At 63.3% G+C, this 15,730-nt stretch carries 7 protein-coding genes; 2 read left to right on the forward strand and 5 right to left on the reverse strand.

Translation table 11 applies throughout. The annotated features are described in order from the left end of the window. Positions 1–89: 89 nt before the first annotated feature. Positions 90–986, forward strand: coding sequence for an ImmA/IrrE family metallo-endopeptidase (locus COC42_RS07885; protein WP_245843930.1), 897 nt, complete (start codon positions 90–92; stop codon positions 984–986). 416 nt (positions 987–1,402) lie between these two features. Here COC42_RS07885 and COC42_RS07890 read toward each other — a convergent pair whose 3' ends face one another. From COC42_RS07890 to COC42_RS07910, 5 genes are all read right to left on the reverse strand, one after another. Further along, on the reverse strand, positions 1,403–3,088 hold the full coding sequence (locus COC42_RS07890) for a hypothetical protein (protein ID WP_176484587.1): 1,686 nt from the start codon (positions 3,086–3,088) through the stop codon (positions 1,403–1,405). Positions 3,089–3,138: 50 nt separating this feature from the next. Next, positions 3,139–6,495, reverse strand: a complete 3,357-nt coding sequence (locus COC42_RS07895) for a TonB-dependent receptor domain-containing protein (protein ID WP_096342596.1) — start codon at positions 6,493–6,495, stop codon at positions 3,139–3,141. Positions 6,496–6,807: 312 nt separating this feature from the next. After that, positions 6,808–8,544: a hypothetical protein gene (locus COC42_RS07900; protein ID WP_141395806.1), complete on the reverse strand. Its 1,737-nt coding sequence runs from the start codon at positions 8,542–8,544 to the stop codon at positions 6,808–6,810. Between the two features lie 140 nt (positions 8,545–8,684). Continuing rightward, the gene (locus tag COC42_RS07905; protein WP_096342598.1) at positions 8,685–10,028 is read right to left on the reverse strand and encodes an L-fuconate dehydratase; all 1,344 of its coding nucleotides are present in this window, start codon (positions 10,026–10,028) and stop codon (positions 8,685–8,687) included. Positions 10,029–10,145: 117 nt separating this feature from the next. After that, complete coding sequence (locus tag COC42_RS07910; protein ID WP_096342599.1) at positions 10,146–13,181, reverse strand: TonB-dependent receptor; 3,036 nt, start codon at positions 13,179–13,181, stop codon at positions 10,146–10,148. Positions 13,182–13,324: 143 nt separating this feature from the next. Here COC42_RS07910 and COC42_RS07915 point away from each other — a divergent pair, with 143 nt between their 5' ends. Next, a complete protein-coding gene (locus tag COC42_RS07915) occupies positions 13,325–15,676 on the forward strand; it encodes a glycosyl hydrolase family 95 catalytic domain-containing protein (protein ID WP_141395807.1) in 2,352 nt (783 codons plus the stop codon). Positions 15,677–15,730 lie beyond the last annotated feature (54 nt).

Consider the following 15,730-nt stretch of genomic DNA (forward strand, 5'->3'; position numbering starts at 1 on the left):
TTCGACCCGAACGCATCTCAGCACGACCGATGTTTCTAAGGTCGCTTTCTTCCACGCTGGTTCGTGATCTGCAGTATCAGCGAGCTCAAATGCGCTGGCTGCAAGAGATCAGTCACACGGTGGAGCATTACGTAGACCTACCGGAAGTTGGCATTCCTGATGTCATGGCGGGGGCAAGCTATAATCAGCTTCGCGGTGAAGACCTCGAACGCATTGCGCTCGACCTACGCCGACACTGGCGGCTCGGCGACGGTCCGTGTGGTGATATGATCCAGGTCCTCGAACGCTTCGGCTTCATTGTCAGCGTTATTGAAATGGGGACGGTGAAGCTGGATGGGCTTTGCAGTTGGTCGCCAAACGATGACCGACCTCATATCCTGCTTGCTAGTGATAAGATGTCCTTTGCGCGTCGGCAAATGGACGCCGCACACGAGATGGCGCACGCTATTCTTCACCGTGATGTCACAAATGAGCAATTGAAGCGTGACCTCAAGCTCATTGAGACACAGGCGTTCCGGTTGGCTAGTGCGTTCTTGCTTCCGTCGACCAGTTACCCGGTCGAGATGCGTTTTCCATCGCTCGCGACCTTGGTGACGGCCAAAGAACGCTGGCGTGTCTCAATCAAAGCGCAGATTAAGCGCCTAGCCGATCTTGACGTTATCCCGGCCGACTTTGCCACCCACCTGTATAAGCTCTACTCCGCCAAGGGTTGGACCAAGGAGGAGCCGTTCGATCGTCAGTGGACACCAACCGAACCCCGCGTGCTTCGTGACGCTCTCCACCTGATCGTTGATGGGGGTGTTCGGTCAAAAGCAGACCTGCTCGCGCTCGAATTTACGATCCCGGCGGGCGATGTTGAGAATCTCACGGGCCTACCGCCAGGCTGGTTTACCCATGAGGCAGCGACAGTAGTCCGGCTTAAGCCGGGGGTTGGCCAAACGTCCCCAGGGACGGAGCCGGGCGAGGTGGTTCCGTTTCGTCGGTAGGCTGGCGGTAGGAACAGCCGTGCCCGGGAGAGGAGCGCACGCTTTAAGTATCATAGTGCTACAGCGAACATGTAGTTCTCATCATCGTATGCGCTGGTGCGCCAACCTGTTCAGCGCTGGCGGGGTGTCCGTGGCGAGTTTCGCCAAGGAGTGCTTCCGCCCGGTGATGCGGATCTGCTCGTTCCCGACCTCGGCATGGTCGATAAGCAGGCGGACGCACGCCGAGGCGACTGGCGCACGTTTCCGCTGACGCCACGAACCGACGGCTGACTGCGCTGGGGACAGCGCCTCAAGCTGATCGGCCGGTCGCAGGCAACGTGTCGGGCTCTTTCTAAAAGCGCGGTGCCGGCCTGGTGTGAGAGTGCAAATCGACACCAAGCAGACCGGCAACCTCGGTCGTGCCATCTCTTCATTAGTCACGAGGTCGGATCGGTGGACGCGTATCCGATCGCGGAGAGCGCAGCGGCACCTCGCCGCTCCAACAGTTGTTGCAGATAAAGACTGGCCGGAGCGACCTTGCTCCCGGACGCGTCAAAGGTCCCCGGCTCCGTGACGCTAACGGCGCTGCCGACACAACCGATGCACCAGTTGATCGTACCGGGTGCGCTCTGGACGGCAAAATAGGGAGAGGTGACGTTCCACGCGACCGACCATCCGGTCGTCCATCCGTGGCCCGTGCCAAGGTTGCGCCTATTGGTGAACGCGATTCCCGGCGTCGTCGACGATCCGCCCTGAAGCGAGGAACTGTCGACAAGCACGCCCGTGTACCAACGCTGATGCGGCGCCACGCCTCGACTACCCGGTCCGCCGATGAAGTTGAGAAGGACCGTCGGCCCGACGCCGGGCCCGCCGGTTACGAAGCCCCAATTGCCAGCGGTCAGAGCCTGACAGCGATTGAGCAGCACCTGCGATCCGGTCACGCTGAAATCCGCTGTCGGCGCGGCATTGCTCTGCGTCACCGTGCCGGTCGTGACGACGCGCTCGAAGGTGATCTGTTGCGCGTCGCGAGCGACATTGAAGCTGTTCTGCAGGTCCTGCCCGACCACGTCGTTCAGATATCCGTTGATGACGTTGCTGAACGTTGCGCCCGAATAGACGGTGCTGCCTGCCGGGGCGACGATCTTGAGGTGCTCAACCCCCACCCATGAGACGCGGGCCGGATAGTCGACCCGGCTGAGCGTCCCGACCGGCGAGCCGAGATAGGTCGCATCGAACGAATCGGTGATCGGCGCATCGAACCGGATGGTCTTCGTGCCGGCGTCGATCGAACTGATCGCACGGGGCGTCGCAATCACCGTGCCGGGCGCGATCCACGTCTGCGGCGCGCCGTCGCGGGTCAATGTGTCCATACCCATGAAGCGGAGCCAGGCCGCCGTCACCGTGCGGGACAGCTGGACCCGCTGGCCAACGGCAAAGCCCGCAACGCTTTCCACGCGAACTGAATCGCTGCCCGACTTGATATAGGACGACGTCAGGCTGACAGTGTTGGACAGCACCGGCGCCTGTGCCGTGCCGATATTGAAAGCGCGAAAGCCGGTCGTGCCGGTCATCTGAATGATCGTGCCGTTGGTACCCGTCCCGCTGCCGGCAACGACGACGCCGGCCGCATTGATCGCGAGCGGCCGGCTGATCCTGAACGTCCCGACGCCGAGCTTTACAGCGCCGCGGTACCGGTCGCTTCCCCGGTCGCGCGCGGACACTGTGTCGATCGCGGCCTGGATCGCTGCGGTATCGTCGCCGCCCGATGGTGACAGCGTGACGCGCACGGGCACGTCCGTCGGCAATGCGACGCCGCCACCGGCATATCCCGCCGACGAGAAGTCCATGATGCGGTCACCCTTGGCCGTCGTCTGATAGGCGAGCGAGCCGTTGACGATCTTGGCCCAGTTACTCGTCGGGGTCACCGCTTCCAACGCATCGCTGGAAACAGCCGTCGGCTGACCCTGAGGGAATACGGTCGTTTCCGCTTGCGGCGCAATTCTCACCGCGGGCTGGGAGCGCGCAACCTCGTATGCCCCCACCAATCCAAGCTCATTCGCCATCGCCAGCCCGGCAACCGCCGAGATCGAGGCGATGAATAGGTTCTGATGCCCGCGTTTCATGGACTACCTCTCAACCGGAAGGTGATGGGGGGTTCAGGATGTCTGTCTCGTCAGTACCGATAGCGCAGGCCGACGGTGTATTGCGGACCCGTGCTCTGATACTGGGTCACCTGCGGATTCTGCTGATACGCCGCGCGATTACCGGTCTGGTTCGTCAGGTTCAGGCCTTCGAAGCGCAGGCTGATCCGATCCGTGAAGTTCACGCCGACTGCCACGTCGATGTTGGTCGTAGAGGCCGAACTCGCAAAATCGTTGACCAGAGGATTGGCACAGGTACGCGACGGACTGCATGATCCTGCCGCAAGCGGGAACGTCGTGAAGTATCCATCGCGCTGTGCGGCGGAAATGCGCGCGTTCAGAACTTTATCCTCGTAATAGAATGTTGCGTTGAACGCCTTCGGAGAGGCGTTCAGATATGGTCCGAAGCCGTATGTCGGGGCAATCGTCTGCACCCCGCCGACGCGGACCCCGGGGTCGAGGATATAGTTGATCTTCGAAAAGATCCGCGTCGCGTTCAGCTGGATACCAAAGTTCTGCAGGAAACCCGGCAGGAAGAAGAAGTTGGTCTGAAAATTGGCTTCCCACCCGCGAATATATCCGCCCGGGGAATCCTGCGCCTGGCGAACGGTGAACGGATTGTCCTGGTTGATGTAGGCGAGCTGATTGGGACTGGACGCATATTGCGCCTTCAGCGCCTCGATCGCGGCCGGGCTCAGAAATGCGGACAGTTGCGCGTCGTACAGCGAAACCTGTGGGAAGCTGTTGATGGCCTTGTCGAAATACGCGATCGATACAAGGGAGTCCCGCCGGAAATACCACTCAAGGCTGGCGTCGATGTTGGTCGAGCGGAACGGCCGTAGCCGCGTGTTGCCGACGGTCAGCGTCGCGCCGCTGCGCTCGCCCGTGTTCGGAATGCCGATCTGGGTGATGCTGGGCGACAGCAGCGCCAGTTGCGGCCGCGCCATCGCACGGCTGACCCCGAAGCGCAGCTTCAGATCGGGCGTAAGGTCGTAAGCGAGATTCAGCGAGGGCAGATAATCCTCATAGACATTGTCGTCGGTGATTGTGCGGCCGGTGGTGTCGAAACCCTGTGCGTCGATCGAGGTGCGGACATAGCGAACGCCCGCATTGCCGCTTAGGTCGCGGCCCAGCACTTCGGTGCGGAAATCGAACTGACCGTAGAGGCTGCGGTCGCGTTCCGCGATGGTGTAGCTCGCACCGCGGTTGCGCCGCGTGGTGATCCGAAAGTCACCCCATTTGTTGATGCAGTTGCAATCGAAGCCGATGAGCGACGTCATCGCGTCGACATCCGGCGCGAAGATCGTGGTCGGCGTTCCATCGGGCAGGTTCAGGCCCTGACCGAACGCTTTGGTCTGCCCCAGTGACGCAATCGACACCCCCAGCTCCTTTTCGGTCGGATTTAACGTGTCCGTCAGACGGACGGCGTTCGTCGTCGCGAAATCATAGTTCTTGAGCGCGACGCCGAACTTGAACAGCAGCTGGTCGGCGACTTCCCACTGGCCGTCGATCCGTCCCTGGCGATACTTGTTGTCCACGGTGTTGGCGTTGTGACGCAGGGCGCTGAGCCCCTTCACCACCGACCAGTTGGCTGGATTGGCGCTGTCGAAGCCGGGCTGATAAACCGGCATGTCGCCGCCGCCGCGCGCGTCGTAGACGAAGGTTTCCGGCCTATCGAGCGCGTTGAATTCGGCGAACAGGACCTGGCTGTCCGTGCTGGAATCGGATCCGCCGACATTGGCGTTGATTTTCAACCGGTCGCTGAATTCGTGGTCGAGCGAAAACGAAAGCTGCTTGAACGTCGTCGTCACCAGCGCACGCGTTCCTGCCGCGCGCCAGTCCATGTTCTGGATCGCCAGATAGTCGGCGATCCCGTTGGTGACGTTCGCGCCGACGACGCGCATCGTTTGCGGGCCCTGGATGGGGATCAGGCCGCGGATGCCGAACGCGCCGCCGGGATCGCTGGAGACATAACCCGGGGACACCGGTGAGTTGTAATAGTCGAACGGATCGAGATTGTTGGGATTGAAGCTGAAAGACGTCCCGGGAACGAGCGCCTCTCCGTTCAGGCTCTGCCCGCAATCTTGCGGCGCAAGCAGCGGGGTTTCGATCACCCGATTGCACTGGCCGGGATAAAAGGCCCGGCGCGTCTGCGCCGAGGCGCCCGGCGCAAGATTGTTCAGCGTCGCGTTCGAGCCGTTGCGGCCTGAAAAGGTTTCAACTCCGTATGTCCTCTGTTCCTGCGTGAACTTCGACCCCAGAAAATCGACCGACAGCCGAGTGCGATCGGACACCTCGAACTGGAGCGAGGCGGTACCGCCGAGCCGTTCGGTATGCAGGTCGCCCACGCTGACCCCCGCGAGGGTGGGGATAAAGACCGTGCTGTCGTCGAAGCGCCCCGCGGTCGCATAGCCGGCCGGGTACAGGGCGGCATAGGCAGCGGGATCTGACCCCGTATAGGCGCGCGCGATCAGCGGATTCGTAATCGCCGAGCCGAAATTGGTGCCTGTCGGCGCGGCGAAGCGCGCGCGCGGTGGGTTCTCGTTTCCTGCCCAAGCCTGATTGCGGTAGTAAAGGTCGCCGACGCCGGCGGAGCGGAAATACTGGCTCGTCGTCGTGTCGCGCGATTGATAGGCACCCGAGACCAGCAGGCCGAGCCGACCGTCCAGCCACCGGTTGGAGAACAACCCAGTCAGACGTGGACTGATCTTTCCGCCGTTCTCGTAATAGGCGCCCTCGACCGCGGCGGCGACTTTCAACCCCTTATAATCGAACGGGCGAGCGGCGTTGAGGTCGACCGTGGCGCCGAGCGATCCCTCATCCACCTCGGCCGATGTGGTCTTCTGGACCTTGGCATTGTTGAAAAGCTGCGATGCGAAAGTGTTGAAGTCGAACCCACGCGACGTATTGATGCTGCCGCTTGTCGATCCATTCGTGGACAGCGCTTCGAGATTGTTGATCCGCACGCGGGTGAAGTCCCCGCCCAGCCCGCGAACGCTGATCTGACGCCCCTCGCCATTCTCTCGGTCGAGAGAGATCCCGGGGATACGCTGAAGACTCTCGGCAACATTGGCCTCTGGAAACGAGGCGATGTCGTCGGCCGTGATCGCATCCAGCATCACGCCGGCGCCTCGCTTCAGATTCAAAGCATTCTGAAGAGATTGTCGATAACCTCGGACAACGATTTCCGACGATTGCTCGTCAGCCGCCGTCAGGTCCTCTTCGGCACTCGGATCGGCTTCCGGAGCTTGTGCTTCGAGCCGCGATTGTGAGGCGCCGGCCTTTTCGCTGCCGACGACTTGGAAAGGGGCGGGATTGGCAATGGCTGCCGAACCGCAAGCGAGTGCAGACGCAGACGCACCAAGCCGGACCAATGGGCGCAATCGCATCAGTCATCTCCCCTAAACACTTGTCTTTTTTTCAAGCTGCGATCATTAAATTCGCATATGAATCTGTGTTTCACATGCGAATCCTGCCGTCAAGTCGTTCGTCCCGATTTGCCTCACGTGGAATTCGAGCTGCCGCTGGTCGGGGTCCATCTTTAGGGCCAGCGCCGACGCCGCGCGGACTGGCGCCTCAGCGCGTCGCGCATGACGCGGTGGCGCGACTTGTCGGGCGGGATATCCGATGGCGGAGGTCCCGCAGCGTCCCGGCGTCACCCACGCTTGATGGCGGGTCCGCCGGATGCCGGCCCATAACGCTTATCGGTAATCGACCTGCCAACGAAGCGTGTAGCGGCCCGCGGCCCCCTTCCTCGAGCAGCGAACTGCGGTTTGCATCGCGCCGGTGACGCTGTGATAGGCGGCATCATCTGCGACCGGGCGGACCGTGCAACTGCCGTATCCGTCCGCCTTGAACGACCGCACCGTCCCCTGGCCGAAGCGCACGGTCCCGTCCGAGATGACCGGGCGCACCGACCGCGTTCCAAACTCCACCTCGACGGTGCCGGGTCGGTCCTGTTGAATATAATCCTCTCGCACAAGCCGGCCGGGCGTGAAGACGAAGCGTGTCGTCACCCTCGCTCGCTTGTCGGCTCGCGGCGCTTCCCCTGACACATCGTCCAGAGCGTCCTGCCGCAGTGTCACGATCGTCGTCGCACCGACAGTCTTGACCGCAATGTCCTTGAAGAAGGTCAGCGGCATCAACGGCGTGCCGTCGGCAAATATGATCCGCGGCACCAGCGACGGCCATGTCTGATCGGGCGTCGCGTCGAGCATGCCGATCGAAAACGGCGCCGGGAAATAAGCGTTCTTGCGGTGATACCCCTCGGCCCCGCTGATGAGCGGCAGGCCGATCACGTGATCACCGTCGCGGATCGTCACCAGCGCGCGGTCATAAGCTCCGCGTGCGAACCACGTCGTTGTCGCACGTGGCAAGGTTGCGAGCCACCGCGCGAAACCGGGGGCCGCCTGGCGCCCACGATATCCCAGTTGGTTCCAGAGGGCGTTGGTGTAGATCAACTGGCGGAACAAGCTCAGATTCTCGCCCAGAACGCGGTGCTCGCCGCGATAGGTGTCGGTCGCACGTCCGCCGCGCCACAGGTTCGCCGAGCGCATGCCGGGATCGTACCAGAAGTCCATCAGCCGCGCGCTGATGCGCGCGCCGTATGCATAAGCCATCTGCTCCTCGAGCGGCGTCAGCAGCGTCAGATAAGCTGCAACGCTGAGCACCTCGAGCGGCGCTGTATCGCCATACGCGCCGATGCTGCGCCCATATTCGAAACCCGCGCCCGACAGGTTCATTCGGGGAATCAGGAGATCGACCGACCGGCGCAGCCATCGCTTGACCTCTGCCGGAGGGGTCAGGCCGGTTTCGATAAATCGCTGCGCGATCTCGCCGATCAGCAGAACGCTGTAGCGATCGAAGCGGCCATCGCCGTTGGTTTCGTCTGCGAACCCGTACTCACCCGAATAGGTGCGATAATGGTCGAGGGTCTTGGCCAGCAGTGCCTTAGCCCCGGCTTCGTCCTCCCATCCCAACAGAAACCGGAGGCGCGCCGCGCTGAAGGCGACGCCGTAGAAATTGTTCGGCAAATCGATGAGGGTGAGGTCGGGCTGCCGCACGAAGCTGCGCCAATCAAGCTTCTGTCGCAATATGGCCAGCGTCTCCGACGACACGGCCCGATCGAGCAGGCCCGCCTGCTTCAGCTTGTAGAGCGCCAGCAGGTAGTAATAGATTCCCCAGGTTTCGTTGACGTCGCCAGCCGTCAGTGCAGCGATACGACGGTAGTCGGCAAGGCGGCGCGAGAATTCGCGGCTGCCGCGCGGTGCGTCCAGCAACGGATAGGCCATGCCGATCGCGATCTTGCCCGGCAGGAACTTGTCGTCGGGATTGAACCCCGGCTTGCCGGCGACCTGCATCGCGCGGCCCTCGCGTCCGATCCGGTCGGCCAGCGATGCGAGCGCGGGGATCACGCGGCGCTCCACCGTCTCGTTCATGGGCGCGACCCGGTCATAGACCCGACCGACATTGCTGGCGCTACTTCCCTGCGCACTCGCGGGAAGGCTTGCGATCGAGACGATAATCGGCGCCAAGGCAGCCGCAACGCGGCACGTCGTCGCGCGTGAGAAGCACCCCGTCATTGGAATACCGGCAGCGCGGTATGTCCCTTGGCGCCGCTTTGATCCTCCCTTCCCGGATTGAAGGCATAGTCGCGCAGCGACTCCGGCTTCATCTCGATCGAGAAGCCGGGCAGGCGCGGCGGCATATAGGCCCCGCCCTTGATGACGCACGGCTCGATGAAATGTTCGTGCAAATGGTCGACATACTCGACCACTCGCCCGCTGGTGGTGCCGGAAAAGCAGATATAGTCGATCATCGACAAGTGCTGAACATATTCGCACAAGCCGACGCCGCCGGCATGCGGGCACACCGGAAGCTTGTACTTCGCCGCCATCAGCAGCACCGCCAGGATCTCATTCACACCGCCCAGGCGGCAGGAATCGATCTGCACGACGTCGATCGCGCCGCCCATGATGAACTGCTTGAAGAGGATGCGGTTCTGGCACATTTCGCCTGTCGCCACCTTGATACCCCCGGAGGCCGAGCCCAGACTGGCGCGGATCCTGGCGTGGCCGAGCACGTCGTCAGGGCTGGTCGGTTCCTCGATGAACCACGGCCTGGCGAAGGCGATTTCACGCACCCAGTCGATGGCCTGCTCGACCTCCCATACCTGATTGGCATCGATCATCAGCGTGCGGTCAGGGCCGAGCACCTCGCGCGCGATAGTCACGCGGCGGATATCGTCCTCAAGATTGGCACCCACCTTCAGCTTGAGATGGGTGAAGCCCTCTTCCACCGCCTCGGTGGCCAGCCGGCGCAGCTTGTCGTCGGAATAACCGAGCCAGCCTGCCGATGTGGTATAGCAGGGGTAACCCTTGGCCTCGAGCGTCTCGATCCGCTCGGCCTTGCCGACCTGCGCCCGCGTGAGCAGCGCCAGCGCCTCAACGGGGGTGATGCAGTCGGTGATGTAGCGGAAGTCGATCGCCTCCACGATCTGCTTGGGCGTCATGTCGGCGACCAGCCGCCAGACCGGCTTCCCGACCGACTTGGCCCAAAGGTCCCAGACCGCGTTGACGACCGCGCCGGTCGCCAGATGAATTGCCCCCTTGTCCGGACCGATCCAGCGAAGCTGGCTGTCACCCGTCACATGCCGCCAGAACGTGCCCGGATTGGCGATCACCGTCGCCAGATCGATCCCGACGACCAGATGCCGCATCGCTTCGATCGCGGCCACGCAGATCTCGTTCCCCCGACCGATCGTGAAGGTGAGGCCATGGCCCTCCAGCCCGGGCGTGTCGGTCTCCAGCACGACATAGGCAGCCGAATAATCAGGATCCGGGTTCATCGCGTCTGACCCGTCCAGCGACTGACTCGTCGGAAAGCGCAGATCGATCGTCTTCAGGCCGATAATCTTGGTCATGCAAAGCCTCGCACTGCTGGCCATTTGGTTGCCATCGTCGCGATCGGTTGGGCCGCGGCTGCTGCCACGGTCCCCGGGGGCACCGCGCCGCAAGCCCAACCTTCCGCCCGAGATTCGTCAGAATGTCAGGCGGACACCGCCGGTAATGGTGCGACCATTGACCTCGTACCCGCGCCCAAAGCCGTAGATGTTCACCCGCTCGACCGCGGTATCGAGCACGTTGACGGCATCCAGGGTGATCGCGACCTCAGGCGTGATCTGGTACTTTGTCGAAAGGTCGAGATAGCCCGCGGACTTGACGTAGGACCCACCGCGCGAGTCCCCGCCGACGCCGCCTGCCACCTCGGTGTACTTGCTCCGCCAGACATAGGCGGCTCGCGCGCTGAGGCCGTACTTCTCGTAATAGAGCACCGCATTGGCCGCATGCTTCGACACGAACGGCAGGGGGAAGTCGGTGCCGCCGGCGATCGTCTGGATCGTGCCCGCATCGGTGAAGGTGTAGTTCAGCAGCGTGCCAAAACCGCCGAGCGCGCCGGGAAGGAAGCTGAACGGCTGCTGGAACGCCACCTCGATACCCTGGGTCGTCGTGTCAGATCCGTTGACGGGCTGGGTCGTGGCGAAGATGCGGGTCTGCGTCGCGCCGTCGAGATCGCGATAGGTCAGCGACTGCTGGTTGATCGCATTGACGTAATAGCCGCGAATCCACTTCTTGAAGGCATAGGCCGACAAGAGCGATTCCCGCCCGAAGGAAATCTCGCCGCCGAAGTCGAGATTGATCGAATAATAGGGCTCGAGGTTCGGGTTGGCGATCGTCCAGGTCTGCGTCACCAGCGACGGCAGGCCGTTGCTGGGCACCATGTTGCCAAAATCTGGCCGGGTGACTGTCTGCGACGCGGCGAAGCGCAACGAGGCGCGATCGTTGAGATCGTAGCGCAGGTTCAGGCTGGGCAACGGGCTCCAGTAATCGCGCCCGACCTGAAGCGGGGCCGCAGTGCCGCTTTCGTATCGCAGCGTCGACACGGTCGCCTGCGCCAAGGTCGCGGGATCGCCGGTAAAGCCGTCCGCGACCGATTTGGTATGGGCAAGCCTCAGGCCGATGTTGCCAGTCAGCGCACCGTCGAAACCGGACAGGTCGGCGCGGAAGTAGAAGGCATTGACGATCTCGCGGATACGGAAGGTGTTCGTGGGCAGCGTCTGGATCAGCGCCGGCACGGGCGCGGCGGCGGAACCACCCTGCAGCGCCTGCAACTGGCTGAGCGGATATTTCGCTAGCAGGGCCCTCAGGTCCGGCCCGACCCAGGTCGTCGGAAACTGCGACCCCCCGTTGTAACGCGACAGGAAGTCTGCCCCGCCATAGGTGGTCATGTAATTGGTCAGGTTGATGCCGTTCGACTTGATGCCGTTGGCCGCGGCGCCCGGCACCAGCGTATCGCCGCTGAGACGTGCAAAGCTGAATGCACCGACCGACAGATTGTAGTTGGTCTGGTTCAGCTCGGCATCGACATGTTTGTACCCGATCTTCAGCGCCGGCATCCAGGGCAGCGGGTCTTCCCAGGTCAGATCGGCCGATGCGATCTTCTGCGTGACCTTCTGCGGTACGACGAAGCCGGTCAGGAAGGCCGCGCCCGAGTTGTAGGTCGCCGGGTTCAGCGCATCCGCGCCAGCCCCGTAGCCCACGCTCGGAATACCGGCGAGGTCGGTCCGCTGGTCGTAGAGCACTTCCTTGTAGCTGAACGCATCCATGCCGGTGTTCAGGATGCTGTCGCGCTTGGCGCGGGTGTAGCTGCCCTGGACGTTCAGCCGCACCGCGTCGCTGAACTTGTAGATCGCTCCGCCCTGAACCTGGAGGGTGTCGGCCTTGGACTGGTTGAACTTGGTGATGTTATCGACCAGCGCGCCGCGAAGCTGGTACGCATCGACGAGCCCCGCGATCGCCTGTGGCTGGCCTGTCGACGGCCGCGAGCAGACATTCGGGCCGGTGCAGACGGCCGCGATCGAGGGGCCGTTCGCGACCACGTCTCCTGCAAAGGGCGGGATGTCGCTGATATGGCTGCTGACGACGCGGTTGCCGGTGACGGTCGGATCGGCACCCAGATGCGTCTGGAACGAATAGCCGGCACTGTAGAAGTCGGTCTTGTACTTGGCGTAGATGCCGTTGAAATTGAGCTCAAGCTTGTCACTCGCCCGCCATTGCAGACCCAGATTGTAGGTCTGGCGTTCGCGCGTGCCCTCGTCCTGCTGGAATTGGACGAGGTGATTGAAGCGATAGGCATCAAGGTTGTCGCCGTCACCGTTCCAATCGACGAAACTGCGCTGGAGGCCGGTGCCGACCGAACCGGTATTGGTGAAGAGGTCGGGGGCACCGGCCGCCTTGAGCTGGTTTTCCTGACGGCTGTCCTGCCCGGAGCTCTGATAGCTCTGCGTCTGGAGATACCGCTTGGAATAATCGCCGCCGATCGACACGCCCAGCGTATCGTCGAAGAACTTGCCGACGAAAGCGCCCGAGACGTGCGGTCCGACGGTCTTGGCATAGGCGTTGCGCAGGCCCTCGACCGTCAGTGAGAACCGGTTGCGGTTCAGGCTGAGCGGCTTGACCGTGCGGACGTCGACCGTACCGGCAAGGCCGCCGTCTTCGAGGTCGGCCGTCGAAGTTTTGCTAACGACCAGCGTCTGGACGAAATCCGAACCCAGCGTGGTGAAGTCGAAGCTGCGGCCAGGCTGCGGCGGCCCGTTCGGATTGATGTTGGTGATCGGCGACAGGCTTAGCAGACCATCGCCATTCAGCAGGATGCGAGAAAATTTGGGATCGAGACCGCGGATGCTGATGTCGCGCCCCTCGCCGCGATCGCGCTGGATCTGGACGCCGGTCACGCGCTGAAGCGACTCGGCGATGTTCTGGTCCGGAAAAGCGCCCATGTCCTCGGCCGAAATGGCATCGACGATCGATCCGGCACCACGCTTGATGTTCGCGGCCGACTGAAGGCTGGCGCGGATGCCAGTGACCACGATCTCGGCCGCATCGTCCTCTGCGGGCGCGGCATCCTGTCCGGCGGGCTGGGGCTGATCCGGGGGCGTCGGCTGCGTCTGCGCTGCGGCGGCGGAAGCCAAGAACAGCGTCGCGATCGAAGCGGACGCAAGAAACCGGAACCTCATCACAAATCCCCTCTCGCAGCATTATCTCGTTGGCCGCCCATTACGCCCCCATGTTTCACTTGTCAATTTTGAATTCATATGTGATACGGCCACTATCAGGGACAACGGCATAAGACGTTGGAAAAGCGCAGCAGGAGAGGATGATGACGTCACGATTTGGCAGGCGCACGGTCCTGCAATTGCTGGCGACCGCCGCTGCGACGCCGATTGCGCCGCTCGCCGCTCGCACGTTCACACGGCGTGCCGACGGCATCGATTGGGCCGGATTCCTCGCCCGACATGACATGATCTGGGACCGCATCCCCCAAGCCTGGGATGAGGCGCCGTTCCTCGGCAACGGCATGCTCGGCGCCATGCTGTATCGCGATGCCGACAGCGGCGCGATCAGGGTGGATATCGGACGGTCGGACTTTCAGGACCACCGAAAGCCCATGAAGCATGCCAATTTCGACAATGCGCGGCTTCCGATTGGGCATTTCCTACTGCGGACAAGGGGGCGGGTCACCAATGACTGCACGCTGCGGCTCAACCTTCACGACGCGGTTCTGACGGGCGAAGTCACGACCGATCGCGGTCGGATCGGCATCCGCGCCTATGTCCATGCCGAGGACATGGCGATCGTGGTCGAGACGCGTGCGACCGGCGGCGAAGCGGGCGCGTCCTGGCAATGGGTGGGCGAGCCGGCGATCAGCCCGCGCCAGACATATTCGATCGTCCGCAACGAACCGACGCGCGGGCTTCCCGGTTATCGCCCGAACCCCGAGGGCCAGCGGTCTCGCGACGGGCGCGAGGAATTGTGGATCCAGCCGCTACTCGCCGGTGGCGGTGCGACCACCGCATGGCGGACCGAACCCGGCCGTCTGGTGGCCAGCGTCGCGTTCCGGCGCGACGGTGACGCCGGGCGGGCCGAAGCGCTCCAGGCGGTGCGGCGGTTCACGGCGTCGCCCAGACCGTTCGTCCGCCATCAGGCGTGGTGGCATGCCTATTATCCGGCCAGCTTCATCTCGATCCCCGATACGCGGGTCGAGAGCTTCTACTGGATCCAGATGTACAAGCTCGCCTCGGCAACCCGTGCCGACCGCGCGCTCATCGATAACCAGGGCCCCTGGCTCCAGCTGACGCCGTGGCCGAGTACCTGGTGGAATCTCAACGTCCAGCTGACCTACTGGCCGACCGTCGCCTCGAACCGCGCCGAGCTCTCGCAATCGCTCATCCGCACGCTTCACGATCATCGCGACGCGTTGATCGCCAACGTCGCACCGCCGTTCCGAAGCGACTCCGCCACCATCAACCGGACGTCCGCCGACGACCTCGATTCACCGGAGAACCCGCCCAGCCAGAGGACGGGCGCGACCGAGATGACGGGCATGGCATCCGTTGGCCGCGCGCCCGAAGTCGGCGATCTGCCATGGGCGCTGCACAATGTCTGGATGGTCTGGCGTCATACCCAGGACCTGACGATGCTGCGAGAAACGCTGTTTCCGCTGCTGCGTCGGACGACGAACTATTATCGCCATTTCCTGAGCCGCGGGGCGGACGGAAAATTGCACCTGCCCGTCACCTATTCGCCCGAATACGCCGCGGCGCCCGATGCCAATTACGACCTGGCGCTGCTCCGCTGGAGCTGCACTGCGTTGATCGAGGCGGCGGGCCGGCTCGGCATCGACGATCCGCTGCTGCCGGAATGGAAACGGATTCTTGCCGAGCTCGTCGATTATCCACGCGACCGCACCGGCTACATGATCGGGGCGGGCCTTCCGCTCAAAAGCTCGCATCGCCATTTCTCGCACCTGCTGATGGTCTACCCGTTGTACCTCGTGAACCGCGAACAGCCGGGCGCCGTCGAGGTCATCCAGCGGACACTCGACCACTGGCAGTCGATGCCGGAGGCGCTGCGCGGCTATTCCTCAACAGGCGCCTCGCAGGTTTCGGCCGCGATCGGCAACGGGGATGCGGCGCTGCGCTATCTCAAGGGGCTGTTCGACGATTATCTGCGCCCCAACACGCTCTACAAGGAATCCGGGCCGGTCATCGAAACGCCGCTGTCGGGCGCGCAGGCGGTCATGGACATGCTGTTGCAAAGCTGGGGCGGCGCGGTGCGACCGTTCCCGGCGGTTCCGACGGCCTGGCGCGACTGCGCCTTCTCCGACCTGAGCGCCGAGGGCGGGTTTCTGGTCAGCGGCGTTCGCGCCGGCGGCGCGACCCGGTGGATCAAGGTCGTGAGCAAGGCGGGCGAGCCGCTCGCGATCGTGACCGACATCGCCGATCCGGTAGCAACGGTCGAGGGTCGGCCGGTCCGGCTGGTGCCGGGGCGCAACGGCCATCTCAAGGCCGATCTGGCAAAGGGGCAGACCCTCCTGCTCCGTCCACGCTCAGGCCGCGAAATGCCGCCGGTCGCTCCGGTCGCGATGGCCGGACCGCAGAACAGCTTCGGCGTCAATGTCCGTAACGTCCAGCCGGTGCAGAAGGACCCGTCCTTGCCGCCGACGGCTTGAGCCGACCCTTTGCGATCGTGCAGCCTTCGGCTACCGCTCGGGGCCGTACGAGGC

The organism is Sphingomonas spermidinifaciens, assembly GCF_002351485.1.
Lineage (GTDB): Bacteria > Pseudomonadota > Alphaproteobacteria > Sphingomonadales > Sphingomonadaceae > Sphingomonas > Sphingomonas spermidinifaciens.

Excerpts from the sequence above, each read along its gene's own strand:
- COC42_RS07885 (WP_245843930.1), top strand. The coding sequence starts at position 90 with ATGCGCTGGCTGCAAGAGATCAGTCACACGGTGGAGCATTACGTAGAC.
- COC42_RS07890 (WP_176484587.1), bottom strand. The coding sequence starts at position 3,088 with ATGAAACGCGGGCATCAGAACCTATTCATCGCCTCGATCTCGGCGGTT.
- COC42_RS07895 (WP_096342596.1), bottom strand. The coding sequence starts at position 6,495 with ATGCGATTGCGCCCATTGGTCCGGCTTGGTGCGTCTGCGTCTGCACTC.
- COC42_RS07900 (WP_141395806.1), bottom strand. The coding sequence starts at position 8,544 with ATGAACGAGACGGTGGAGCGCCGCGTGATCCCCGCGCTCGCATCGCTG.
- COC42_RS07905 (WP_096342598.1), bottom strand. The coding sequence starts at position 10,028 with ATGACCAAGATTATCGGCCTGAAGACGATCGATCTGCGCTTTCCGACG.
- COC42_RS07910 (WP_096342599.1), bottom strand. The coding sequence starts at position 13,181 with ATGAGGTTCCGGTTTCTTGCGTCCGCTTCGATCGCGACGCTGTTCTTG.
- COC42_RS07915 (WP_141395807.1), top strand. The coding sequence starts at position 13,325 with ATGACGTCACGATTTGGCAGGCGCACGGTCCTGCAATTGCTGGCGACC.